This window comes from Azospirillum lipoferum (genome assembly GCF_024170005.1).
Lineage (GTDB): Bacteria > Pseudomonadota > Alphaproteobacteria > Azospirillales > Azospirillaceae > Azospirillum > Azospirillum lipoferum.
Genome location: NZ_JALJXJ010000003.1, coordinates 458,304 through 482,571 on the forward strand (window position 1 = coordinate 458,304; position 24,268 = coordinate 482,571).

General features: G+C 68.2%; 27 protein-coding genes. 7 read left to right on the top strand and 20 right to left on the bottom strand.

Annotated elements, in window-relative coordinates; translation table 11 throughout:
- Positions 1-110 precede the first annotated feature (110 nt).
- The 7 genes from hisB to J2848_RS09650 are packed head-to-tail and all read left to right on the top strand — an operon-like array spanning position 111 to position 4,288.
- The gene (gene hisB, locus J2848_RS09620) at positions 111-734 is read left to right on the top strand and encodes an imidazoleglycerol-phosphate dehydratase HisB (protein ID WP_149229246.1); all 624 of its coding nucleotides are present in this window, start codon (positions 111-113) and stop codon (positions 732-734) included.
- A gap of 54 nt (positions 735-788) precedes the next feature.
- Complete coding sequence (gene hisH / locus J2848_RS09625) at positions 789-1,433, top strand: imidazole glycerol phosphate synthase subunit HisH (RefSeq protein WP_149229245.1); 645 nt, start codon at positions 789-791, stop codon at positions 1,431-1,433.
- Between the two features lie 4 nt (positions 1,434-1,437).
- Entirely contained in the window at positions 1,438-1,980 is a 543-nt protein-coding gene (locus J2848_RS09630; protein WP_149229244.1) for a GNAT family N-acetyltransferase, read from the top strand.
- Positions 1,981-2,011: 31 nt separating this feature from the next.
- Entirely contained in the window at positions 2,012-2,758 is a 747-nt protein-coding gene (hisA, locus tag J2848_RS09635; protein WP_109052244.1) for a 1-(5-phosphoribosyl)-5-[(5-phosphoribosylamino)methylideneamino]imidazole-4-carboxamide isomerase, read from the top strand.
- A complete protein-coding gene (hisF, locus tag J2848_RS09640) occupies positions 2,758-3,543 on the top strand; it encodes an imidazole glycerol phosphate synthase subunit HisF (RefSeq protein WP_149229243.1) in 786 nt (261 codons plus the stop codon). Before hisA ends, hisF begins: the two co-directional genes overlap by 1 nt.
- On the top strand, positions 3,536-3,889 hold the full coding sequence (locus J2848_RS09645; RefSeq protein WP_149229242.1) for a phosphoribosyl-ATP diphosphatase: 354 nt from the start codon (positions 3,536-3,538) through the stop codon (positions 3,887-3,889). The genes hisF and J2848_RS09645 overlap by 8 nt, the downstream gene beginning before the upstream one ends.
- A 30-nt stretch (positions 3,890-3,919) precedes the next feature.
- Positions 3,920-4,288 (top strand): histidine triad nucleotide-binding protein, encoded by a 369-nt coding sequence (locus J2848_RS09650; protein ID WP_149229241.1) that lies wholly within the window; start codon positions 3,920-3,922, stop codon positions 4,286-4,288.
- A gap of 50 nt (positions 4,289-4,338) precedes the next feature.
- Here the strand turns inward: J2848_RS09650 and J2848_RS09655 are convergent, their stop codons facing one another.
- The 20 genes from J2848_RS09655 to nusA form a co-directional block, all read right to left on the bottom strand.
- Positions 4,339-4,737: a helix-turn-helix domain-containing protein gene (locus J2848_RS09655; protein ID WP_149229240.1), complete on the bottom strand. Its 399-nt coding sequence runs from the start codon at positions 4,735-4,737 to the stop codon at positions 4,339-4,341.
- A gap of 24 nt (positions 4,738-4,761) precedes the next feature.
- On the bottom strand, positions 4,762-5,337 hold the full coding sequence (locus tag J2848_RS09660; protein WP_149229239.1) for a Smr/MutS family protein: 576 nt from the start codon (positions 5,335-5,337) through the stop codon (positions 4,762-4,764).
- Positions 5,338-5,473: 136 nt separating this feature from the next.
- Positions 5,474-6,310, bottom strand: a complete 837-nt coding sequence (locus J2848_RS09665; protein ID WP_149229238.1) for a shikimate 5-dehydrogenase — start codon at positions 6,308-6,310, stop codon at positions 5,474-5,476.
- A gap of 50 nt (positions 6,311-6,360) precedes the next feature.
- Positions 6,361-7,794 (bottom strand): c-type cytochrome biogenesis protein CcmI, encoded by a 1,434-nt coding sequence (gene ccmI / locus J2848_RS09670; RefSeq protein ID WP_149229237.1) that lies wholly within the window; start codon positions 7,792-7,794, stop codon positions 6,361-6,363.
- Positions 7,794-8,267 (bottom strand): cytochrome c-type biogenesis protein, encoded by a 474-nt coding sequence (locus J2848_RS09675; RefSeq protein ID WP_149229236.1) that lies wholly within the window; start codon positions 8,265-8,267, stop codon positions 7,794-7,796. Before J2848_RS09675 ends, ccmI begins: the two co-directional genes overlap by 1 nt.
- Positions 8,267-8,821 (bottom strand): DsbE family thiol:disulfide interchange protein, encoded by a 555-nt coding sequence (locus J2848_RS09680; RefSeq protein ID WP_149229235.1) that lies wholly within the window; start codon positions 8,819-8,821, stop codon positions 8,267-8,269. Before J2848_RS09680 ends, J2848_RS09675 begins: the two co-directional genes overlap by 1 nt.
- A gap of 13 nt (positions 8,822-8,834) precedes the next feature.
- Positions 8,835-10,841 carry a heme lyase CcmF/NrfE family subunit gene (locus J2848_RS09685; RefSeq protein ID WP_149229234.1) on the bottom strand — a complete coding sequence of 669 codons (2,007 nt, stop codon included), beginning with the start codon at positions 10,839-10,841 and terminating at the stop codon, positions 8,835-8,837.
- 7 nt (positions 10,842-10,848) lie between these two features.
- Complete coding sequence (gene ccmE, locus J2848_RS09690) at positions 10,849-11,313, bottom strand: cytochrome c maturation protein CcmE (RefSeq protein WP_149229233.1); 465 nt, start codon at positions 11,311-11,313, stop codon at positions 10,849-10,851.
- Complete coding sequence (gene ccmD / locus J2848_RS09695) at positions 11,310-11,555, bottom strand: heme exporter protein CcmD (RefSeq protein WP_149229232.1); 246 nt, start codon at positions 11,553-11,555, stop codon at positions 11,310-11,312. The genes ccmE and ccmD overlap by 4 nt, the downstream gene beginning before the upstream one ends.
- 5 nt (positions 11,556-11,560) lie before the next feature.
- Positions 11,561-12,319 carry a heme ABC transporter permease gene (locus J2848_RS09700; RefSeq protein ID WP_149229231.1) on the bottom strand — a complete coding sequence of 253 codons (759 nt, stop codon included), beginning with the start codon at positions 12,317-12,319 and terminating at the stop codon, positions 11,561-11,563.
- 233 nt (positions 12,320-12,552) lie between these two features.
- On the bottom strand, positions 12,553-13,023 hold the full coding sequence (locus J2848_RS09705) for an EVE domain-containing protein (RefSeq protein WP_149229230.1): 471 nt from the start codon (positions 13,021-13,023) through the stop codon (positions 12,553-12,555).
- Positions 13,020-13,454 carry a VOC family protein gene (locus tag J2848_RS09710; RefSeq protein ID WP_149229229.1) on the bottom strand — a complete coding sequence of 145 codons (435 nt, stop codon included), beginning with the start codon at positions 13,452-13,454 and terminating at the stop codon, positions 13,020-13,022. The genes J2848_RS09705 and J2848_RS09710 overlap by 4 nt, the downstream gene beginning before the upstream one ends.
- Before the next feature lie 106 nt (positions 13,455-13,560).
- Positions 13,561-14,250, bottom strand: a complete 690-nt coding sequence (locus J2848_RS09715) for a helix-turn-helix transcriptional regulator (protein ID WP_149229228.1) — start codon at positions 14,248-14,250, stop codon at positions 13,561-13,563.
- A gap of 122 nt (positions 14,251-14,372) precedes the next feature.
- Positions 14,373-16,484, bottom strand: coding sequence for a polyribonucleotide nucleotidyltransferase (gene pnp / locus J2848_RS09720; protein ID WP_149229227.1), 2,112 nt, complete (start codon positions 16,482-16,484; stop codon positions 14,373-14,375).
- A 362-nt stretch (positions 16,485-16,846) separates the two neighbouring features.
- On the bottom strand, positions 16,847-17,116 hold the full coding sequence (gene rpsO / locus J2848_RS09725; protein WP_014249210.1) for a 30S ribosomal protein S15: 270 nt from the start codon (positions 17,114-17,116) through the stop codon (positions 16,847-16,849).
- Between the two features lie 14 nt (positions 17,117-17,130).
- Positions 17,131-18,072, bottom strand: coding sequence for a tRNA pseudouridine(55) synthase TruB (gene truB, locus J2848_RS09730; protein WP_149229226.1), 942 nt, complete (start codon positions 18,070-18,072; stop codon positions 17,131-17,133).
- Positions 18,062-18,649, bottom strand: coding sequence for a 30S ribosome-binding factor RbfA (rbfA, locus tag J2848_RS09735; RefSeq protein ID WP_149229225.1), 588 nt, complete (start codon positions 18,647-18,649; stop codon positions 18,062-18,064). Before rbfA ends, truB begins: the two co-directional genes overlap by 11 nt.
- Before the next feature lie 194 nt (positions 18,650-18,843).
- On the bottom strand, positions 18,844-21,726 hold the full coding sequence (infB, locus tag J2848_RS09740; RefSeq protein WP_149229224.1) for a translation initiation factor IF-2: 2,883 nt from the start codon (positions 21,724-21,726) through the stop codon (positions 18,844-18,846).
- 21 nt (positions 21,727-21,747) lie between these two features.
- Complete coding sequence (locus tag J2848_RS09745) at positions 21,748-22,521, bottom strand: RNA-binding protein (protein ID WP_149229223.1); 774 nt, start codon at positions 22,519-22,521, stop codon at positions 21,748-21,750.
- A gap of 74 nt (positions 22,522-22,595) precedes the next feature.
- Positions 22,596-24,167 carry a transcription termination factor NusA gene (gene nusA / locus J2848_RS09750; protein ID WP_149229222.1) on the bottom strand — a complete coding sequence of 524 codons (1,572 nt, stop codon included), beginning with the start codon at positions 24,165-24,167 and terminating at the stop codon, positions 22,596-22,598.
- Positions 24,168-24,268: the final 101 nt, after the last annotated feature.

Here is a 24,268-nt window from a genome sequence, read left to right on the forward strand (position 1 = left end):
AACGAACTCTACCCTGCACACCTTTGTAGGACAATCGTCGGAATGGACAGGACGCGCATCAATCGTGCCGGATGCTGGCGTGTGGGGATGCTTCCTGCTACAAAACCGCCATGGACCAGACCCCCACGAATGGCGGCCGCCGCGCCTCGATCGAGCGGAACACCACGGAGACCCGGATCCGGGTCGCGCTGAACCTTGACGGCACCGGCGTCTACGACGTCAAGACGGGGGTCGGCTTCCTCGACCATATGCTGGAACAGCTGTCGCGCCACAGCCTGATGGACCTGACGGTCCTGGCCGACGGCGACCTGCACATCGACTATCACCACACGACCGAGGACACCGGCATCGCCATCGGCATGGCGGTGGCGAAGGCTCTGGGCGACCGCAAGGGCATCCAGCGCTACGGCCATTCCTATGTCCCGATGGACGAGACGCTGACGCGGGTGGCGCTGGACTTCTCCAACCGGCCCTACCTGATCTGGAAGGTGACCTTCACCCGCGACAAGATCGGCGATTTCGACACCGAGCTGTTCCGCGAATGGTTCCAGGCCTTCGCCATGGCCGCCGGCGTGACGCTGCATGTCGAGAACCTGTATGGCGAGAACAACCACCATATCGTGGAAAGCTGCTACAAGGCGCTTGCCCGCGCGCTGCGCGCCGGGGTGGAGATCGACCCGCGCAAGCGCGATGCGGTTCCCTCCACCAAGGGCACGCTCGGCGGATCGCTCTGACGGCGGGGACCTGAAGTCCCGCTCCGCCGTCCTTTCGGAAGGTTTGTCACGTCCATGGAAACGGTCGCGCTGATCGATTACGGCTCCGGCAACCTGCGCTCCGCCGCCAAGGCGATCGAGCGCGCGGCCGGTGAAGCCGAGGCTTCGTATAATGTCCTTGTCACCTCCGATGCCGATGCGGTCCGTCAGGCCGACCGCGTGGTGCTGCCCGGCGTCGGCGCCTTCGCCGACTGCAAGCGCGGCCTGTCGGAAGTCCCCGGCATGCTCGACGCGCTGGAGGAGGTGGTGCACCGCCGCGGCCGTCCCTTCCTCGGCATCTGCGTCGGCATGCAGCTGATGGCCGAACGCGGGCGCGAGTATGGCGTGACCGAGGGGCTGGGCTGGATCCCGGGCGAGGTGGTGAAGCTGGAGCCGTCCGACCCGACCCTGAAAATCCCGCACATGGGCTGGAACGAACTGAATGTCCGCCACCCGCACCCGGTTCTGGCCGGCCTGCCGGAGGGGGCACACGCCTATTTCGTCCATTCCTACCAGTTCAGGCTGGCCGATCCCGACACGCTGATCGCGTCGGCGGAATATGGGGGCCCTTTCGCCGCGGTGGTCGGGCGCGACAATCTGGTCGGCACCCAGTTCCACCCGGAAAAGAGCCAGGCCACCGGTCTGGCCCTGATCGCCAATTTCCTGCGCTGGAAGGTCTGACGCGATGGCCGAGATCGCCATCGACAAGGTCGAGGCGCTGAAGACCGCCGAGCTGCACGACCTGTGCGACGCGGCCGATGACGCTATCCGCGCCGGCGGCGGCTTCGGCTGGGTCGAGCCGCCGCCGCGCGACGTGATGGAGCGCTATTGGAAGGGCGTTCTGGTGGTGCCGGAACGGGTGCTGTTCGTCGCCCGCCTCGACGGCGTGGTGGCCGGATCCGCCCAGCTGGTCAAGCCGCCGCGCAACAACGAGGCACAGGCCCACGCCGCCCAGCTGACCACCAGCTTCGTCGCCCCCTGGGCACGCGGCCACGGCCTTGCCCGCCGCCTGACCATGGCGGTGCTGGACGAGGCGCGCGCCGTCGGCTTCAAGGTGCTGAACCTCGACGTCCGGGCGACGCAGGAAGCGGCCATTGCGCTCTACGAATCGCTCGGCTTCAAGCGCTGGGGCACCCATCCCTTCTATGCGCTGGTGCAGGGAAAGCCGCTTGCCGGACATTTCTACTGCAAGGACCTCGAGCCTGCCCAACAGCCGCCAGCCCAATAACCGCCAGCAACGCCATAGGAAGACGCCCGCGATGATCATCTATCCCGCCATCGACCTCAAGGACGGTGCCTGCGTCCGCCTGCTGCGCGGCGAGATGAGCCAGGCCACGGTCTTCAACACCGATCCCGGCGAACAGGCCCGCCTGTTCCAGAGCCAGGGCTTCGAATGGCTGCATCTGGTCGACCTCAACGGCGCCTTCGAAGGCAAGCCGGTGAACGGAGCGGCGGTCGAGAGCATCCTGAAGTCGGTGACCATCCCGGTGCAGCTCGGCGGCGGCATCCGCGACCTGAACACCATCGGCATGTGGCTGGAAAAGGGCATCAGCCGCGTCATCCTGGGCACGGTGGCGCTGCGCGATCCGGAGCTGGTCAAGGCGGCCTGCCGCGAGTTCCCCGGCAAGATCGCCGTCGGCATCGACGCGCGCGAAGGCTATGTCGCGGTGGCGGGCTGGGCCGAGACCTCCGACATCAAGGCGCTGGATCTGGCGCTGAAGTTCGAGGATTGCGGCGTCGCCGCCATCATCTACACCGACATCAACCGCGACGGCGCCATGGGCGGCGTCAACGTCGAGTCCACCTCCGATCTCGCCTTCCACCTGACCACGCCGGTCATCGCCTCGGGCGGCGTCTCCTCCATCGAGGACCTGAAGGCGCTGAAGGTCGAGGAGGACACAGGGATCGAGGGCGTGATTTGCGGCCGGGCGCTGTATGACGGCCGGATCGATCCCAAGGAAGCGCTCGCCCTGCTGTCCGCCCCCGCCGTCGAGGACGCCGACTGATGCTGAAGATGCGTGTCATCCCCTGCCTGGACGTCAAGGACGGCCGGGTGGTGAAGGGGGTCAATTTCGTCGATCTGGTCGATGCCGGCGATCCGGTGGAGCAGGCCCGCGTCTATGACCGCGAGGGGGCGGACGAGCTGACCTTCCTCGACATCACCGCCAGCCACGAGAACCGCGACACCATCTTCGACGTGGTGCGGCGGACGGCGGAGCAGGTCTTCATGCCGCTGACCGTCGGCGGCGGCGTGCGCACGGTGGACGACATCCGCAAGCTGCTGCTGGCCGGTGCCGACAAGGTGTCGATCAACACCGCGGCGATCCACCGTCCGGAGTTCGTGCGCGAGGGCGCCGAGAAGTTCGGCGCCCAGTGCATCGTCGTTGCCATCGATGCCAAGAAGGTCGCTCCAGGCAAGTGGGAGGTCTTCACCCACGGCGGCCGCAACGCCACCGGCATCGACGCGGTGGAGTGGGCCAAGCGGATGGAATCGCTGGGAGCGGGCGAAATCCTGCTGACCTCGATGGACCGTGACGGCACCAAGAGCGGCTTCGACCTGGAGCTGACGCGCAAGGTGGCGGACTCGATCCGCGTCCCGGTGATCGCGTCCGGCGGTGTCGGCACGCTCGACCATCTGGTGGAGGGCATCCGCGAAGGGCACGCGACTGCGGTGCTCGCCGCCTCGATCTTCCATTTCGGCACCTACACCATCGGGCATGCCAAGGCCGCGCTGAGCGCCGCCGGCATCCCGGTGCGCCCGGCCAAGGCGCTGGAGACGGCGAATGGGTGATAAGAAGCCTGCCGCCCCGGTCCAGCCTTCGGCCGAGATACTCGACCGCCTGTTCGTCACCGTGCAGGCCCGCAAGGGCGCGGATCCGGAAAGCTCCTACACCGCCAAGCTCTACAGCCGCGGCACCGCCAAGATCGCCCAGAAGGTGGGCGAGGAGGCGGTGGAGGCGATCCTGGAGGCCGTGCGTGGCGACAAGGCCGCGCTGGCCGCGGAATCGGCCGACCTGCTCTATCACCTACTGGTGCTGTGGGCCGACACCGGGCTGGATCCGGCGGACGTCTGGAGCAAGCTCGCCCAGCGCGAGGGCACCAGCGGCATCGACGAAAAGAAGTCCCGCAAGGCCTGAGCGGGACTCCCCACCAAGAGGACGCATGCGATGGCCAAGAGCTACGACGCCAACAACGTGTTCGCCCGCATCCTGCGCGGCGAAATCCCGTGCAAGAAGGTGCATGAGACCGACCACGCACTCGCTTTCCACGACATCGAGCCGCAGACCCCGACCCATGTGCTGGTGATCCCGAAGGGCGCCTACACGGACATGGACGACTTCACCGCCAAGGCGTCGGAAGCGGAGATCGCCGGCCTGTTCCGCGCGGTGGGTGAGGTCGCCCGCATGGTCGGCGCCGACGGTCCCGGCTACCGCATCCTGTCCAACTGCGGCGAGGACGCGCATCAGGAAGTGCCCCACCTGCACATCCACCTGTTCGCCGGGCGCGATCTGGGGCGTATGATCGGGAAGGCTTGAGATCAGAAACCCCTCTCCCCCAGGGTGCACAAGGGGGAGAGGGGAAACATCTATCTCCGCCGCACCCACACCCGCCGCCGCGTTCCCTTCTTCGGCGGCACCGCGTCCAGGATCGCCAGGATCGCGTCGATCCGTTCCTCGTCCAGATCGCCGATCCGTTCCGACAGCCGGTTGGCAAGCTCGGTCGCCCGGGCGCTCAGGCCCGATGTGTCGACCGTCACGCGCGGGTGGGACAGATCCGCCAGCCGTTCCAGTTCTTCCGCCTCGTCCCAGATGATGCCGAAATAGGCGCAGATCTGCCGGACCAGCTGGGGGGAAGGCTGGCCGCGCTTGCCATGCTCCAGGGCCGACAGGTAGGCGGACGAGATGGACAGGTCGGTCGCCATCTGCTTGAGCGTCACGCCCCTGGCGTCGCGCAGCGACCGGACCCGTTCGCCGAACGGGGTCATGTGGAGTCCCTGACTGTTTGGGACCTAGTCCTTACGGTCGCGCCGCCGTTTGATCAAGACATACAGCGCACCGTCGCCGCCATGCTTGGGCTGGGCCGGCTGGATCGCCAGAACCATCGGGCGCAGGGCCGGATCCGCCAGCCAGCGGGGGGTCGCCTGGCGCAGCACGCCCAGGCTGCCGAAACTGCCCTTGCCGGTGATCACCAGCACGCAGCGCCGCCCCTCGTTCCAGGCACGGTGGACGAAGCCGGCGAGCGCGTGGTGGGCCTGGGCCTGGGTCATGCCGTGCAGGTCGATGCGGCCGTCGATCTCCAACTCGCCGCGGCGGAACCGGTCGCCGGTGCGGCGGTCAATGTTGGCGGTCGATCCGGGCGTCAGCGGCGGCTGGGCCGCCCGCGACGGCCGGGCCGGGGAGGGGAACTGCTTGGCGGTCGGCGGCGGGGCGAGGCTGGTCGCCACCGGCTCCTCGACCAGCTCCGCCATGGTCGCTACGGGTTCCGGCTCCGCCTCGACCTGTCGTCCGGGCATCGGTTCGGCGTCGCGCATGGCGATCCGCCACAGGCGCCGCTCGTCGGGCGTGGGCAGTCGTCTGCGGGTCATCGGGGAACCTTCTGCGGAAATGAAAAGGGCGGTACCAACGGATAAAGCCCGTCGGCCCGCCCCTGTCAATGTGTGTCGCCGCGCTGCAAAGAAAAAGGGCGCGCAGAAAAAGGCTGCCTAGGAAATCAGGCCCGGCTTACGCCTGCGAATAGGCCGCTGCCGCCGCGACCTGCTCGTCGGTCGGCCGCACGCCGGTGTAGAGCACGAACTGTTCGAGCGCCTGCAGGGCGATGACTTCGGCGCCGGTGATCACCGGCTTGCCGGCCTCGCGCGCGGCGCGGATCAGCGGGGTTTCGGCCGGCATGGCGACGACGTCGAACACCTGCGCCGCCGAGGCGATCAGTGCCGGCTCGAAGGCGAGGGCATCGGCCTCCGGCGCTCCCGCCATGCCGAGCGGCGTGACGTTGACCAGCAGCGATCCCTCGGCGATGCCGGCGGTGTCCGGCTGCCAGGGCAGGCTGTACTCATCGGCCAGCCGGCGGCCGGTCACCTCGTTGCGGGCGATCAGCGTGCCGTTGGTGAAGCCGGAATCGCGCAGCGCGCACAGGACCGCGCGGGCCATGCCGCCGCTGCCGCGGAGCGCGAAGGGCAGGCCGGGCGAGACGTCGTGGCGGTCCAGCAGCGTGCGGACCGCGAGATAGTCGGTGTTGTAGCCGCGCAGCCGGCTGCCGCCATCTTCGGCGGTGTCGTTGACGATGGTGTTGACCGACTGCAACCCGGCGGCCGACGGGTCCAGCTCGTCGAGAAAGGGGATGCAGGCTTCCTTGAAGGGCATCGACACGCCGCAGCCGCGGATGTTCAGCGCCCGGATGCCGGTGATGGCGCCCGGAAGATCGTTCGTGGTGAACGCCTTGTAGACGTAGTTCAGAGCGAGGGCGTCATAGAGGTGATTGTGGAAACGCGTGCCGATGTTGCTCGGGCGGCCCGAGAGCGAGATGCACAGGCGCGTGTCTCTGTCGATCTTGTGGGGCAACCTGACCTCTCCTTGCCTATATGCCTTGCGGGGCCTTCCTGCTTCGTAGGTCAGCCGCCCGCCTTCAACGCGTCCAAGCGTCCTTTCAGCAGAGTGTATTCAGGATCGCTCGGCTTGAACTGGGCGATCAGCTTACCCCAATGGGCGGCGGCCTCGTCCCTGCGGCCCGACATCATGGCGTCGAGGCCGAGCAGCCACAGCGCGTCCTTGTTCTCCGGCTCCGCCTTCAGCGCCAGACGCAGGGCGGAGGTGGCCTCCTCCGGCAGGGGCTTCGGCGTGTCGTTGCGCGGCTGGGTCTGCAGCACGGCATTGGCGTAGGCGACCTGCACATCGGCGCGGTCCGGTGCCCGCTCGCGCGCCTTGCGGGCGGCGTCCAGCGCCTTGGTCGTCTCGCCCAGCACGCCGTAGGAACGGGCGAGCTTCAGCCAGCCGTCGACGTCCGACGGATCGGCCTCCAGCCGGGCGGCGAGGTTGGCGACCATGCCGCGGATCATCTCGTCCTGGCCCGCCCCATTTCCTTGGGCGCCGGCCGCAGCATTGCCCTGCCCATTGGCTTGCGCATTCGGAGCCGCTTGTTGCTCTTGCGCCGCCTGCTCCCTCCGCTCCGGCGGTAGCGGCTGCGGCGTGACCTTGGCGGGGTCGAGGTTCAGCGCCACCGCGGCCTCGCGGATCTGGTCGCGGACCACCGGCACCCACGGCGCATCGGCCGGCGATTCCGCCATCAGCGCGCTCCAGCGGTCCAGCGCGCCCTGCTGGTCGCCGGCTTGGAAGCGGGCGAGCGCCGCGAAGAAGCGGGCGCGCGGGTCCTTGGGTTCCTTCGCCAGCACGGCGTCAAAGGCGGCCACCGCCTCCTCCGGCACCATGCCGTCGTTGGCGGAGACCAGCGTCTCGCCGAACAGGCCCTGCACCTCGGCATCGTCCTTGTTCAGGGCGACGGCATGGCGCAGCGCGTCGGCGGCCTCGGCGTTGCGGTTCATCTTGACATAGGCCTGACCCAGGATCAGCCAGCCTTGCAGGTCGTTGGGGTTCTCCGCCAGCTGGGCCTTCAGCTTGTCCATGGCGGCCAGCACGCTCTTCGGCGGGCCGCCGCGCTCCTGCTCCAGATTGCGCGAGGCCAGCGGCTGGGCCGGCAGATCCGGGCGGCCGACCGAACCATAGACGGCAAGTGCGCCGACCGGCAGCACCAGCGCCAGCAGAACGGCCAGCACGCGGGCGCTGCGCGGGGTGACGGCGGCGCCTCCTTTGCTGCCCTTCTCGGCGGTTGCCAGCATGCGCCGGGCGATCTCCGCCTTGGCGGCCTCGGCCTGGGCGTCGTTGATCAGGCCGCGCGCCCGGTCGCGCTCCAGCTCGTCCAGCTGGTCGCGGTAGACCTCGCGGTCGAACTCCTCGCGGTCGGGGCCGGATCCGGCGGAGCGCAGCAGCGGCGGCACGAGCAGCAGCAGCACGCCTGCGGTCAGGACGGCGGCGAAAATCCAGAACAGCATCAGTCGTCTTTCCGCAACAGGGCATCCAGCCGCCGCCGCTCATCCGCGCTCAGGGGGGCGGTGTCGGCGCCGGCGGCCACGCCGCGCCGCCCGCGCAGGAACAGGAAGGTGCCGACAGCACCCAGCAGCAGCACGGCGAAGGGGCCGATCCACAGCACCAGCGTGGTCGCCTTGAAGGGCGGCCGCAGCAGCACATAGTCGCCGTAGCGGTCGGTGACGTACTCCATCACCTTGGTGTCGCTGTCGCCGGCCTTCAGCCGGTCGCGCACCAGCAGGCGCAGGTCGCGGGCCAGCGGGGCGTTGCTGTCGTCGATCGACTGGTTCTGGCAGACGAGGCAGCGCAGCTCCTGGCTGATGGCACGGGCACGGGTCTCCAGCGCCGGATCCGGCAGCACCTCGTCGGGCTGGACGGCCAGGGCAGGGGAGGAGAGCGCGGACAGCGCCAGCAGGGCGGCGAGGAGGATGCGCTTCATCAGCCCTGCCTCAGATGCTTGACCATGGGAAGGATCTGCTCCTCCACCACCTGCGGGGTCAGCGGGCCGACATGCTTGAAGCGGATGCGGCCCTTGCGGTCGATCAGATAGCTTTCCGGCACGCCATAGACGCCCCAGTCGATCGACACCCGGCCATCCTGGTCGGCGCCGATTGCGGCATAGGGGTTGCCGTTGCGCGACAGCCAGGTCAGGGCGTCCTCCGGCTTGTCCTTGTAGTTGATGCCGTAGACCGTCACCCCCTGTTCCCGCGACAGGCGGGTGATGACGGGATGCTCCGCCTTGCAGGGGATGCACCAGGACGCGAAGACGTTCACCAGCGTCACGTCGCCGGCCAGCTTGGCCGAGGACAAGCCGGAGCTAGCCGGCTGGCCCTGGACCATCTGGCCCGGGATGGCGGGCAGGTCGAAGGTCGGCGCCGGCTTGTCGATCAGGGCCGACGGGATGTCGCGCGGGTCACGCTCGAACCCCAGGTAGAAGGCGATGCCCACCCCGATGAACAGCAGGAAGGGCAGCAGGTACAGAAGGCGGCGCATCGTGTCTTGGTCCTCATTCGGCCGGCAGCGGGGCCGATTTTCCACCGGTCTTGCCGGCCGCACGGCGGCGTTCGGGCGCACCGATGCGGAAGCGGCGGTCGGTCAGGCTCACCAGCCCGCCCAGCATCATCCCGACGCCGCCGATCCAGATCCACGGCACCAGCGGGTGGTGGTAGATGCGGACGATCCAGGCGGTGCCGTTCTGCGTCGGGTCGCCCAGCGCCACATACAGGTCGGAGAAGACCGTGGTGTGGATGGCCGATTCCGTGGTGGTCATGCGGGTGGTGCTGTAGCTGCGGCGTTCCGGCTCCAGCGTGGCGACGCGCTGGCCGTCCCTGGTGACGGTGAAGACGCCGCGCTCTGCCTTGAAGTTCGGCCCGTCGACCAGCCCGACGCTGTCGAAACGGAACTCGTAACCGGCGACGCTGGCCCGGTCGCCCGGCTTCATCGCCGTGATCGATTCCGTCTGCCACGCCGAGGTGCCGGTCATGCCGAGGATCGACAGGCCGAGACAGGCGTGGGCGATGGTCATGCCCCAGGCGCTGCGCGGCAGATGCACCGCCCGGTTCCAGCTGTTGCGGAACGGGGTGCGGAACAGGGCGATGCGGTCGGCGAACTCCACCAGCGAGCCGACGAAGGCCCAGGCGGCAAGGCCGATGCCGACGAGTGCCAGCAGCGGCCCGCCGCCCGCCTTGACATAGGCGGTGACGGCGACGGCGATCACCACGGCGACGCCGGCCACCCACAGCCGGGACAGCGCCGCTCCCAGATCCGCCCGCTTCCAGGACAGGAAGGGTCCGACGACCATGGCGACCACCATCGGGATGGCGACCGGCAGGAAGGTGGCGTTGAAGAAGGGGGCGCCGACCGACACCTTGCCCAGCTTCATGATGTCGAGGAACAGCGGATAGAGCGTGCCGATGAACACCGTCGCCGTCGCGGTCGACAGCAGCAGGTTGTTCAGCACCAGCGCCCCTTCACGGCTGATCGGCGCGAACAGCCCGCCCGCCTTCAGCGTCGGCGCCCGCAGGCTGTAGAGCAGCAGCGAGCCGCCGGTGGCGACCGCCAGCAGCACCAGGATGAAGATGCCGCGCTTGGGATCGACGGCGAAGGCATGCACCGAGGTCAGGATGCCGGAGCGCACCAGGAAGGTGCCCATCAGCGACAGCGAGAAGGTGACGATGGCCAGCAGGATGGTCCAGCTCTTCAGCGCGTCGCGCTTCTCCACCACGATGGCGGAATGCAGCAGCGCGGTGCCGGCCAGCCAGGGCATGAAGGAGGCGTTCTCCACCGGGTCCCAGTACCACCAGCCGCCCCAGCCCAGCTCGTAATAGGCCCACCAGGAGCCCATGGCGATGCCCATGGTCAGGGTCGACCACGCCGCGAGCGTCCAGGGCCGCACCCAGCGCGCCCAGGCGGGATCGACCCGCCCCTCGATCAGCGCGGCGACGGCGAAGGAGAAGGCCATCGAGAAGCCGACATAGCCCGCATAGAGGAAGGGCGGGTGGAATGCCAAGCCGGGATCCTGCAGCAGCGGGTTCAGATCGTTGCCGTCGATCGGCGCCGGCACCACGCGGATGAAGGGGTTCGACGTGATCAGGATGAACAGCAGGAAGCCGACCCCGATCAGCCCCTGGACCGCCAGCACCCGTGCCTTCAGCGTCGGCGGCAGGTTGCGCCCGAACGCGGCCACCGCGGCGCCGAAGATCGTCAGCATGACGATCCACAGCATCATCGATCCCTCGTGGTTGCCCCAGACGCCCGACACCTTGTAGAGCATCGGCTTGGCCGAGTGGCTGTTCTGCACGACGTTCAGCACGCTGAAATCGGACACCACATGCGCCCAGGTCAGTGCCGCGTAGGCGATCAGCACCAGCAGCATCTGGGCGATGGCCGCGGGCACCGCGACGTTCATCCAGGCGCCGTTGCGGGTGGCAGCGCCGACCAGCGGCGGCACCGACTGCACCAGCGCCACGAACAGCGCCAGCACCAGCGCGTAATGGCCGAGTTCGGGGATCACGGTCCCGCTACTCCTTCTTCGCGGTCTTCGTCGCGGAGTCCGCCGGGTTCTTGTAGACGCCGGCCTGCTTCAAGGCTTCCGACACCTCGGGCGGCATGTAGTTCTCGTCATGCTTGGCCAGCACTTCGCGCGCGACGAAGACGCCGCCGGTCATCCGGCCCTCCGCCACCACGCCCTGGCCCTCGCGGAACAGGTCGGGCAGCTGGCCGCGGTAGCGCACGTCCACCGTGTGGGCGGTGTCGGTGACGCGGAAGACGGTGGTGACGCCGTCGGGCTGCTTCTTGACGCTGCCTTCCTCCACCAGCCCGCCCAGGCGGAAATTGCGGTCGCCGACCTGCTGCGTCTGCAGCTGGCTCGGGCTGTAGAAGAAGACGATGTTGTCCTGGAAAGCGGTCAGCGCCAGGGCGGTCGCCGAACCCAGCCCGAGAAGGGCGAGGCCCAGCATGTAGAGGCGGCGTTTCTTGCGGGTCATCCTTCGCTCGCTTCCGCCGGAGTTCCGGCGGTCTGATCGGCCGCTTTACGGCCAGTGCTATTGGAGCCATTGCGGGTGCGGCGGCGGGCCGGGCGGGCGCTTTCCAGCGCCTTCAGCGTCGCCTCGGCATTGCGCAACCCCTTCCAGGTGGCGACCAGCAGCCCCAGCAGGACGAGGGTGGCGATGCCGTAGGCCGGCCAGACATAGGCGGCGTACCCGCCCATATGGAGAAATTCGTTCATGGCGCTTACCCCTGCATCCCGTCCGACACGGCGCCATCACCGGCAACTCCGCTGGCCACCGAAAGCCGCAGCGTCTGTATCTTGCGCTGGGCGATCTCGGTGCGCACGCGCAGCATGACGACCGACAGGAAATAGGCGGTGAAGGCGCCGGCCATCACCAGCAGCGGCGTCAGCATGCTGGGGTCGATGCTGGGTCCGCCCATGCGCACGACGCTGGCCGGCTGGTGCAGCGTGTTCCACCAGTCGACCGAGAATTTGATGATCGGCACATTGACGATGCCTACCAGCAGCAGGACGTTGCCGGCCTTCATGCCGCGCTGCGGATCGTCGAAGGCGTTCACCAGGGCCATGTAGCCGAGATAGAGGAAGAACAGGATCAGCACGCTGGTCAGCCGCGCGTCCCACACCCACCAGGTTCCCCACATCGGCGCGCCCCACAGCGACCCGGTCACCAGGCAGACGAAAGTGAAGCCGGCGCCGATCGGGGCGGCGGCCTTGGCGAACAGGTCGGCCAGCGGGTGCTTCCACACCAGGCCACAAGCCGCGGCGATGGCCATGTTGGTGTAGACGAACAGGCTCATCCAGGCGGCGGGGACATGGATGTACATGATCCGCACCGTCTCGCCCTGCTGATAGTCGGGCGGCGAGCTGAACAGGCTGAACCACAGACCGAGGATCGTCAGGATCACGGTCGCCCCGGCGCACCACGGCAGCAGCAGGGCCGACAGGCGCAGGAAGCGGGCGGGGTTGGCGAAGCGATGCATAGAACGATGGCCCCGGTACAGGTGACCTTGGTCAGGCTTGCGGACGATATAAGCGCATGTATGGCGGACTGCGAGGGGTTTCGCCTTGATCTCGGTCAGGAAGATCCGCCATTCGTTCGTACTCTGACACCAAGGTATGAGGCGGCTCGGACCTTGGGCAGCGGCTGTTCTGCTTGTTGCAGGACGCCGGCGGCGGAGATTTTCATCCCCGCCCGCCGGTGATTTTCTCCGGATCAGGCTGCCATACCCTCCCGCACCGCCGCCCGCATCTCCCCAGCGATCAGGTCGAAATCGCGCAGGCTCACCGGCAGCAGGCCGAAGCGGAAGGGATAGCCCCAGTTCCGCACCCCGGCGGTCAGCTCCAGCCGGTTCAGCAGCGGCTGGATCGGCGCCTCTTCCGCCGGCCACCAGGACACGTCGCGCCGGAAGGGGACGAAGCCGCCGCCCATGTCGAACCGGTAGGGCTCGCCCGGCAGGATGGTGCCGATGGCGGTGAAGGACTTCAGCCCGTCCGCCGCCCCGAACCTGTCGGTGGGGGAGTAGTAGACGACCCGGTCGCCCGCCTGGATCCGCCGCAGCGGGGCCGCCTTGCCGTGGCAGACCTGCATGAAGCCGCCGGCCCGTCCGCGCCGGACATGCTCGGCGCTGGCGACGGCGATCCAAGCTGCGAACCGGGTGCCGGTGTACGTTCCGCCCCCGCTCACGACCGCACCTGTTCCGGCTGAGCCTCGTCCTGGTTGGGGGCGAACACGCGCAGGCGGTGGCCGTCCGGATCCTGTGCAACGAAGGTATGACCGAAATCCATCGCCGTCGGCGGTTGCAGGATGGTCAGGCCACGGGCGCTCCAGTCGGCGTGGAGGCCGCGGACCGCCACCTCGCTGGCGACGGTGAAGGCGATCTCGCCGCCTCCCGGTGCGGTCGCCGCCGGCTCCACCGTGTGACGCGACCACAGCCCCAGCATCAGCCCGTCGCCCGCCTTGAACATGGCGAAGGTGGGGGAGGCCTCGACCGGCGGCCGGCCCAGCAGATCGGCGTAGAAGGCGGCGCTGGCGGCCGGGCTGTCGACATAGAGCAGGACGAAATCGAGGGCGAGGGCGGCGGCAGCGGTCTGGGTGGCGGTCTGGGTGGCGGTCATGGTCGGCTCCGGTCTTGAGCGGTTGGGGTGGGGCGGTTCCATTCGCCGCCCTCACCGGCAAAGCCAAGACTAGGCCGACATGCTGACAGTTTCCGTCAGCATGCCGTCATCGTTGCGGAATGCCCTCCGCCGCGCGCCACTCCTTCAGCATTGCCTGCCGGCGCCGGGGATAGCGGGCCTCGCTGGCAGTCAGCGCCAGGATGCGGTCGGTACGGAAATGGCGGAAGGACTGGCGCAGCTCGCACCACGCCACCATTACCCGCACCCGGTCGAAGAAGCCCAACGCAAAGGGCCAGACGGTGCGCCTGCTCTCCGACCCGTCGCGGTCGCGGTAGGCGATCTCCAGCTTGCGCTCCGTCCTGATCGCGGTACGGATGGTCGCCAGTTCCGCATCCCCGGCCGGGATGGGCTCGCCCGGACCGACCAGCAGTGTCGAGCCGTCCAGCTCCTCCCGCTTGTCCGGCGGCAACACCGCGGCGATCTTGGCGAGCGCGTTGCGCGCCGCCCCGCCCAGCCGGCTGTCGCCGCGGTCCACCACCCAGCGCGACCCCAGCACCAGCGCCTCGACCTCCTCCTCGGTGAACATCAGCGGCGGCAGCAGGAAGCCGGCGCGCAGCAGATAGCCGACCCCCGGCTCCCCCTCGATCATCGCGCCCTGCGCCTGGAGCGTGGCGATGTCGCGGTAGAGCGTGCGCAGGCTGACCCCCAGCTCGTCGGCAAGCGACTTGCCGCTGACCGGCTGCCGATGCCGCCGCAGAACCTGCATCAGATCGAGGAGACGTTCGGCGCGCGACATGGGGAGCTGCGAAAAAGGAAGGGTGCTCATAATGAACAGGGGCGCTCCCCGATGGGAAGCGCCCCTGTTCATGGCAGGTCCCGCCGGGCGGTTGCCCGGCGTTCCCGAACCCTATCGACGGATCACTCCGCCTTCTTGGTCAGGTCCTCGCCGGTGGCCTGGTCGACCTGCTTCATCGACAGCTTGACCTTGCCGCGGTCGTCGAAGCCGATGACCTTGACCTTCACCGAGTCACCCTGCGACACGACGTCCGACACCTTGCCGACGCGCTGCTGCGCCAGTTCGGAGATGTGGACGAGGCCGTCGCGCGAACCCAGGAAGTTCACGAAGGCGCCGAAATCGACGACCTTCACCACCTTGCCGGTGTAGACGACGCCCATCTCCGGCTCGGCGACGATGCCCTTGATCCACTCGATGGCGGCGTCCGACTTCTTCTGGTCGACGGCCGAGACCTTGACGGTGCCGTCATCGTCGATGTCGATCTTGGCGCCGGTCTGCTCGACGATCTCGCGGATCACCTTGCCGCCGGAGCCGATCACGTCGCGGATCTTCTCCTTCGGGATGTTGATGACGGTGATGCGCGGGGCGTTCTCGTTGACGCCTTCGCGGGCGCCGGTCAGCGCCTTCGCCATCTCGCCCAGGATGTGCAGGCGGCCGTCCTTGGCCTGACCCAGCGCGATCTTCATGATCTCCTCGGTGATCGAGGTGATCTTGATGTCCATCTGCAGCGCGGTGACGCCGACCTCGGTGCCGGCGACCTTGAAGTCCATGTCGCCGAGATGGTCTTCGTCACCCAGGATGTCCGACAGGACGGCGAAGCCGTGGTCTTCCTTGATCAGGCCCATGGCGATGCCGGCGACCGGACGGGCCAGCGGCGCACCGGCGTCCATCAGCGACAGCGAGGTGCCGCAGACGGTGGCCATCGAGGAGGAGCCGTTGGACTCCGTGACTTCCGACACGACGCGCAGCGTGTAGGGGAAGTCTTCCTTCTTCGGCAGCAGCGGGTGGATGGCGCGCCACGCCAGCTTGCCGTGGCCGATCTCGCGGCGGCCCGGGCTGCCCATGCGGCCGGCTTCACCCACCGAGTACGGGGGGAAGTTGTAGTGCAGCATGAAGTGCTCGCGGTACTCGCCCTCGAGCGCGTCGATGATCTGCTCGTCCTGGCTGGTGCCCAGCGTGGTGACGACCAGCGCCTGGGTCTCGCCGCGGGTGAACAGGGCCGAGCCATGGGCGCGCGGCAGCACGCCGACTTCCGACACGATCGGGCGCACGGTCTTGGTGTCGCGGCCGTCGATGCGGCGGCCGGTCTTCAGGACGGCGCCGCGCAGGATGTCGGCCTCCAGCTCCTTGAACTCGAACCCGATCGACTGGGCGTCGAATTCCTCGGCCAGCGTCTCGAGCGCCTTCGCCTTGGCGGCGCCGACCTTCTCGTAGCGGCTCTGCTTCACCGTCTCGGTGTAGGCGGCCTCGACGTCCGAACCGACGGTCTCGCGCAGGCGGGCCTTCAGGGCCTTGCGGTCGTAGGCCGGCTCCGGCAGGTCCCACGGCTCCTTGGCGCATTCCTCGGCCAGATCGATGATCATGTTGATCACCGGCTGGAAGTTGCTGTGGCCGAACATGACGGCGCCCAGCATGACCTCTTCGGTCAGCTCCTTGGCTTCCGATTCGACCATCAGCACGCCTTCGACGGTGCCGGCGACGACCAGATCCAGGTCGGTGTCCTCGACCTGGTCCATGGTCGGGTTCAGGATGTACTGGCCGTTCTTGTAGCCGACGCGGGCGGCGCCGATCGGGCCCAGGAACGGAATGCCGGAAATCGTCAGGGCGGCCGAGGCGCCGACCATCGCCACGATGTCCGGATCGTTCTCCAGGTCATGGCTCAGCACGGTGCAGACGACCTGCGTCTCGTTGCGGAAGCCATCGGCGAACAGCGGACGGATCGGACGGTCGATCAGGCGGCTGACCAGCGTTTCCTTCTCGGTCGGACGGCCTTCGCGCTTGAAGAAGCCGCCGGGGATCTTGCCGGCCGCGAATGCCTTTTCCTGGTAATTGACGGTCAGCGGGAAGAAATCGACGCCCGGCTTCGGCGCCTTGGCGGCGACGGCGGTGCACAGGACGGTGGTGTCACCATAGGTGACCAGAACCGCGCCGTTGGCCTGACGGGCGATCTTGCCCGTCTCCAGGACCAGCTTGCGGCCGCCCCACTCGATTTCCTTGCGATGAACAGTAAACATGGATTCTTTCCTTCCATCCGACACCCTGCAACGGCCGGATTGCCGCCCAAGGCCGGGGCCATCGGTCGTAGGACCCCGCGAGAAAACTGGAGATATGATGGTCGACAACAGCACTAAACGAATCAAGATAGAGGTGGCGTGAATGCAAAAAAGGCCGGTCCCCGAATGATCGGGCCGGCCTGTCCGTCACGAAACGCTCAAGATCCAGTTTCTATTGCCAATAACCAATGAGGTGTTCCGGAACGATACAGGTGAACGACGGCTTTGATGTTTGACTTTTTGTTCCCGCCCGATTTCAGGGGACACCCCCGGCCGGTGGCCGGCCAGGGGAACCCGAACCCGTCAGCGGGACGGCGCAGCCGTTAGCGGCGCAGGCCCAGACGCTCGATCAGAGCGGCGTAGCGCGACTGATCCTTCTTCTTCAGGTAGTCGAGCAGACGGCGGCGCTGACCGACCATCACCAGCAGACCACGGCGGGAGTGGAAGTCCTTCTTGTGGCCCTTCAGGTGCTCCGTCAGGTTGCTGATGCGCTCCGTCAGGATCGACACCTGGACCTCGGGCGAACCGGTGTCGTTGGTGCCGCGGGAAAATTCCTTGATCAGCTCCTGCTTGCGCTCGGGCGTAATCGACATCGGGGTCTCCTAAATCACGTGAGGTTGAGTACGCGCACCGGACGGACCTCCGCCCCCTCGACACGGGCCAACGCCACCGGCGTTCCGCCGAAAAGCGCAATGACGGTGCCATCCCCACCGTCAGCACCCTGAACCGCCATCAGGCGGTCACGATCCTGCCGGGTGAGGAGAGCGACCGTCTGGCCGTGCCTCAGTCGGTGCGCTTCCGCTTCCGTCAGGGCCAACGCCGGGATGTCGTCCAGCGCGGTCTCGATCGGCAACAGAAGTCGTTCGACGGCCGCACCTTGCTCCATGGCGGCCAGTTCGTCCAGGGAAATCGCGCGCTCCAGCGTGAAGGACCCGACGCGCAGACGGCGCAGAAGCCCGACATGGCCGACCGTGCCCAACGCCTCCGACAGGTCGCGGGCCAGCGAGCGGACATAGGTGCCCTTGCCGCAATCGACCTCGAACACCGCATGGTCGGCATCCGGTTCCTCGACCAGCTCGAAGCGGTCGATGCGCACGGTGCGGGCGGCCAGATCGACCGCGTCGCCTTCGCGCGCGATGTCGTAGGCACGCTCGCCATCGATCTTGATGGCACAGAACTGCGGCGGCACCTGCTGGATCTCGCCCAGGAAGGCGGGCAGGGCGGCGCGGATTTCGTCCGTCGTCGGCCGCCGGTCGGAGCGGTCGATCACCGCGCCCTCGCGGTCGTCGGTGGTGGTGCGCTCGCCCCAGCGGATGGAGAAACGATAGGTCTTGGCCCCGTCCATGGCATAGGAGACGGTCTTGGTCGCCTCGCCCAGCGCGATCGGCAGGATGCCGGTCGCCAGCGGGTCCAGCGTGCCGCCATGCCCGGCCTTCTCGGCGTTCAGCAGACGGCGCACCTTCGACAGCGCCTGGGTGGAGGTCATGCCTTCCGGCTTGTCCAGCACGATCCAACCATGGATCGGCGTGCCCTTGCGCTTACGAGCCACGACGGCCGCCCCGGCTCTCGTCCTTGCCCTCGCCTTCGCCCTTGTCCTCGTCGTCAAGCATGGCGCTGTCGTTGTCTTCGAGGTCGTCGTCCTCGTCCCCCTCTTCGTCCCAGGCGTCGTCCTCGTCCTCATCCTCGTCATGGTCGTCGTCGCCGTTGACGCGGCCCAGCGGATGGCCGCTCAGGTCGCGGGCGACCTCCGGGCTGTGCAGGATGCTGTCGATGCGGTGGGCGTAGTCGAAGGAGGTGTCGCCCTCGAAGCTCAGCGTCGGGGCATGGCGCAGGTTGACCATGCGCGCGACCTGCCCGCGCAGGAAGGCGGCGGCACGGCGGAGGGCGACCTGGGCCTCCTCCATCCGCTCGCCGCCCAGCGTCGAATAGAAGACGGTGGCGTTGGACAGGTCGGGACTGATCCGCACCTCGGTGACCGTGACGTTCAGCGAGGCCAGCTCCGGATCGTGGAAATCCCCGCGGCGGAACAGGTCGGCAAGCGCGTGGCGCAACTCCTCGCCGACACGCAGTTGCCGTTGGGACGGGGGCTTGCCGGCGATGAACGCGCCGCGCTTCTTGCTGGCCATGGTACGTTTCTTTCGTCGATGTCACTTGGCCGGGCTGCTTCAGCTCTCCAGCCGATCACAAGGGGTCGGGGGAATACGGTCTCCCACCCCAATATAGGAACAGGGCGCAGGATTGATCCCGCGCCCCTGAAAGTCAAAAAGGCCACCCGATCCATCCCGGCGGATGCCGGAAGGGATCGGGCGAACCGGACAGGTCACAGCTCGCGAGCGATTTCCTCGATCTCGAAGGCTTCGATCTGATCGCCGGCCTGGATGTTGTCGTAATTCTCGAAGGCCATGCCGCACTCGTAACCCTCGCGCACTTCCTTGACTTCGTCCTTGAAGCGCTTGAGCGTCTTGAGCGTGCCTTCGTGAATGACGACGTTGTCGCGCAGCAGGCGGACGCCGGCGCCGCGCTTGACGGTGCCCTGCGTGACCATACAACCGGCGACCTTGCCGACCTTCGTGATGTTGAACACCTCGCGGATGGTCGCGTAGCCGATGAAGCGTTCCCGCAGCGTCGGAGACAACAGACCGGTCAGCGCCGCCTTCACGTCGTCGATCACGTTGTAGATGATCGAGTAGTAGCGGATTTCGACGCCGTCGCGCTTGGCGAGGTCGCGGGCCTGCGGGTTGGCGCGGACGTTGAAGCCGATGATCATCGCGTTGGACGCATTGGCCAGCGTGATGTCGGACTCGTTGATCGCACCGACCGAGTTGTGCAGGACGCGGACCTTGACCTCGGTGTTCTCGGCCGTGAGCTTCTCCAGCGAACTGGCGATGGCTTCGATCGAGCCCTGCACGTCGCCCTTGATGACGACCGGCAGTTCCTTGGCCTCGCCGGCCTGGATGCGGCTGAACATGTCCTGCAGCGAACCGCGGGCCGAGGCCGCCACCACCGCTTCGCGCTTCTTGCGCTGGCGGAACTCGGCGATCTCGCGGGCACGGGCCTCGGACTCGACGACGGTGAAGTCGTCGCCGGCCATCGGCGTGCCGTTCAGGCCCAGGACCTCGACCGGGACGGCCGGGGCCGCCTCGTTGACGGTCTGGCCGCGGTCGTTGATCAGGGCGCGGACGCGGCCCCATTCGGCGCCGGTCACGAACACGTCGCCGACCTTCAGCGTGCCGCGCTGGACCAGCACGGTGGCGACCGAACCGCGGCCACGTTCCAGCTTCGCCTCGATGACGACGCCTTCGGCGGCCCGCTCGGGGTTGGCCCGCAGCTCCAGGATTTCGGCCTGGAGGAGGATGGCCTCTTCCAGCTTGCTCAGGTTGCGCTTGGCCTTGGCCGACACCTCGACGTCGAGGACGTCGCCGCCCATCTCCTCGACCACCAGCTCGTGCTGGAGCAGTTCCTGGCGGACGCGCTCCGGCTTGGCATCGGGCAGGTCGCACTTGTTGATGGCGACGATGATCGGAACCTTGGCCGCCTTGGCGTGGCGGATGGCCTCGATCGTCTGCGGCATGACGCCGTCATTGGCGGCGACCACCAGCACGACCACGTCGGTGACGTTGGCGCCGCGGGCACGCATCTCGGTGAAGGCGGCGTGGCCCGGCGTGTCGATGAAGGTGATCTTCGCACCCGACTCCAGCTGCACCTGATAGGCGCCGATGTGCTGGGTGATGCCGCCGGCCTCGCCCGACACCACGTCGGTCTGGCGCAGCGCGTCGAGCAGCGAGGTCTTGCCGTGGTCGACGTGGCCCATGATGGTGACCACCGGCGGACGCGGCACCAGGATGGCGCCCTCTTCCTCGGTGGCACGCAGGCCGATCTCGACGTCGGACTCCGACACGCGGCGGACGCGGTGGCCGAACTCGGTGATGACCAGTTCGGCGGTGTCGGCGTCGATGGTCTGGTTGATGGTCGCCATCACGCCCATGCGCATCAGCGCCTTGATGACGTCGGCGCCACGCTCGGCCATGCGGTTGGCCAGTTCCTGGACGGTGATGACTTCCGGCAGCACGACGTCGCGGGTGACCTTCGTCGTCTCCTGACGGCTCATCTGGCGCAGGCGTTCACGCTCGCGGGCACGGCGGACGGCGGCCAGCGACCGGGTGCGGTCGCCGCCATCGTCGCTGAGCGCCTGCGAGACGGTCAGCTTGGTACCCTTGCGGCGGTCGGCGCCGGCGGGAGCCTTGGCGGCCGGACGGGCCGGCGCGGCCTTGGCGGGAGCACCGCCACGACCACCCTTGCGGCGGTTGTCGTCCTCCTCCTCGACGGCGCGGGCCGGCGGGGCGCCGGCACCCGGCAGGGTGCGGCCGGGAGCGGTGTCGGCGGCGGGACGGGCGGAAGTACCGCCGGGGCGCTGGTCGGTACCCGGACGGGCGCCGGCCGGACGCGCGCCGTCACGGCCCGCACCTTCGCGGGCACCGTCACGGCCTGCACCGTCACGGCGCGGCGCCGGTTCGGCCTCGCGGCGCTTGGCGTCCTCGGCTTCCTTGCGCTTGGCCTCCTCCTCCTTGCGGCGGCGTTCGGCCTCGGCGGCGATCTTGCGCTCCTCCTCCTGGATGGCGCGCATCTCGTCCAGCTCGCGCTGGCGCAAGGTCTCGGCATCCAGAATGATCGGCGGCATTTCCGGCGCGGCCGATGCCGGAGCATCGGAAGCGGCGGGGGCGGCAGCCGGGGCATCGGCTTCGGAGGGGGCGGCCGGAGCGGCGGCTGCCTCTTCGGCGGCACGGGCGGCGGCCTCGGCGGCGCGGGCTTCGGCGCGGGCCGCTTCTTCCTCGGCATCGATCCGGCGCTGCTCTTCGAACGCCGCGGCGCCACGAAGCGCGCGCAGGCGGGATTCCAGCTCCTCGCGGGTCAGCTGGCGCCCGGCAGGGGCACCGCCGCCGCGGGGACGCTGGCCCTGCGCACCGCGCATGGGCAGGCCCTGGGCAGCTTGACGCGCGGCGGCACCGCCGTCGGCAACGCCGGGCACGGCGCCCTTTTCAACATGACGCTTGCGCTTGACCTCTACGGTCACCGCTTTTGACCGGCCATGGGAGAAGCTCTGCCGGACCTGGGTCTCGACCGGCTTCTTCGACTCCAGCTTTCCTTTGCTGGCGCCGGTTAGGTGCAAGACTTTCTTCTGGTCCTGGTCGTTGCTGTCGGTCATCGGTTCCCGAATGGTCAGACGTTACATCGCAGGCCGGCCGGCCGTATCGCCGACTCCCCAGCCCTTATCAGAGTCCTGGTGCGCATTCTGGTCCCCTTGGGGACCTTTCAGCCCCCTCAGGCGTGCCGCTTCACGGGCCAGCCCAGCGGCCAGCCTGCCCCGCGCCACCACGGCGTGCACCGCGTGATCGCGCCCGAGCGCCGCGGCCAGGGCCGAAGACTCGAACAGATCGATCACCGGCAGCGACGGCGCGAGCGCCGTCACCTTGCCGCGCTGGTCCAGCGAGCCGTCCGCGGCTTCGACCAGCAGGGCCGGCGGGGGACCCGCACGGCCGACCTGGTTGGCCCTCAACGCCTCGCGCACCTTCTCGTATCCCGCCAGGACGTGGCCGGCACGGCGGGCAAGGCCCAACGCGTGCAGACAACGCCGTTCCAGCAGCCGTTCCAGCCGTTCGGCCAGATCGGGCGGTACTTTCACCGCCCGGCGGGCCGCTTTGGCGAAAACGGATTTACCCATGGCTTTCGCCAGAGCATCCCGGTCGGCCGTGACCCAAAGGCCGCGGCCGGGCAGACGTTCCTCCAGGTCCGGTACCACCTCGCCGTCGGGGCCGATCACGAAGCGGATCATGCCCTCTTTCGGCCCGACCGTACCCGACGCGATGCAGCGGCGCAGAGGCCCCTTCTCGTCGTCGGCCGGCAGGCGGTCCGTCCCGGCACCCTCGTCCTGTGCCAATTCCTGATCCGGCACCGCATCCGCGGCGGCGGTCGGTGTCCGTTCGTCGTTCCGTTCGGTCATCCGATCGTCATCCGCCCGCGCGGTCCCGAATAATCGTTCCTGTCGGGCGCAGTTCCAACCGGCATTGCTGCCGGTCAGGCCTGCGCGCCCTGACCATCGGCAGTGCCGTCGGCCGAACCGTTGGTGGCCGGAGCCGCAGCGGCGCCGTCCTGTTCCTCACCCTCGAACCAGTGGGCGCGCGCGGCCATGATGATCGCGTTCGCCTCCTCTTCCGAGGGGGCGTCCTTGGCGCCGTCCTTGCTCAGGATCTCGACCAGCTCGTCGCCGGCGAGGTCGGCCAGGTCGTCCAGCGTCTTCACGCCGTTCTCACCCAGCTTCACCAGCTGGGTGGCGCTGAAGCCGGTCAGCTCGGCGACGATGTCCTCGACGCCCAGCTCCAGCCGGCGCTCGTTGGCCTGCTCGTCCTGCACTTCCAGGAAGGCGAGGGCGCGCTGCTTCAGCTCGTCGGCGACCGACTCGTCGAAGCCTTCGATCTCGGCCAGTTCCTCGGTCTCGACGAAGGCGATCTCCTCGACCGAGGTGAAGCCTTCGGCGACCAGCAGGTGGGCGATCACGTCGTCGACGTCCAGCGCCTGCATGAACAGGGCGGAGCGGTTGTGGATTTCCTCCGACCGGCGCTCAGACTCTTCCTGCTCGGTCAGGATGTCGATGTCCCAGCCGGTCAGCATCGAGGCGAGGCGCACATTCTGGCCGCGGCGGCCGATGGCCAGCGACAGCTGGTCGTCGGGCACCACCACCTCGATGCGGTGGTTGTCGTCGTCGAGCACGACCTTGGCGACCTCGGCCGGGGCGAGCGCATTGACGACGAAGGTCGCCGCCTCGCCCGACCACGGGATGATGTCGATCTTCTCGCCCTGCAGCTCGCCGACGACCGCCTGGACGCGGCTGCCGCGCATGCCGACGCAGGCGCCGACCGGGTCGATGGAGCTGTCGTGGCTCAGCACCGCGATCTTGGCGCGCGAACCCGGGTCACGGGCGACCGCCTTGATCTCGATGATGCCGTCGTAGATTTCCGGCACTTCCTGGGCGAACAGCTTCGCCATGAACATCGGATGCGTGCGCGACAGGAAGATCTGCGGGCCGCGCGGTTCCTCGCGGACGTCGAAGATATAGGCGCGGACGCGGTCGCCGTTCTTGAAATGCTCGCGCGGCAGCAGCTCGTCGCGGCGCAGGATCGCTTCGGCGCGGCCCAGGTCGACGGTGACGTTGCCGTATTCGACGCGCTTGACCAGACCGTTGACGATCTCGCCGTTGCGGTCCTTGTACTCGTTGAACTGGCGCTTGCGCTCGGCGTCGCGCACCTTCTGCACGATCACCTGCTTGGCGGTCTGGGCGGCGATGCGGCCGAAATCGATCGGCGGCAGCGGGTCGACCAGGAAATCGCCGATCTTGGCGCCGGCCTTGCGGCGCTGGGCGTAGGGCAGGGTGACCTGCGTCGCCTCGTTCTCCACCGTCTCGACCACCTCCAGGTGGCGCGTCAGATGGATGTCGCCGGTCTTGCGGTCGATGCGGGCGCGGATGTCGTGCTCGTGGCCGTACTTGGAGCGGCCGGCCTTCTGAATCGCCTGCTCCATCGCCTCCAGGACTTCGTCCCGGTCGATGTTCTTTTCGCGGGCGACCGCGTCAGCGACTTGCAGCAGTTCCATCCGTTACACTTCCTGAGTCGGTCTTGTGTGATGCCGGTCTTGCGTGATGTCCGGTCGGGTCGGCGGGGTGGGGCAGTCAATCCAGGCCAGGCATTACTGAC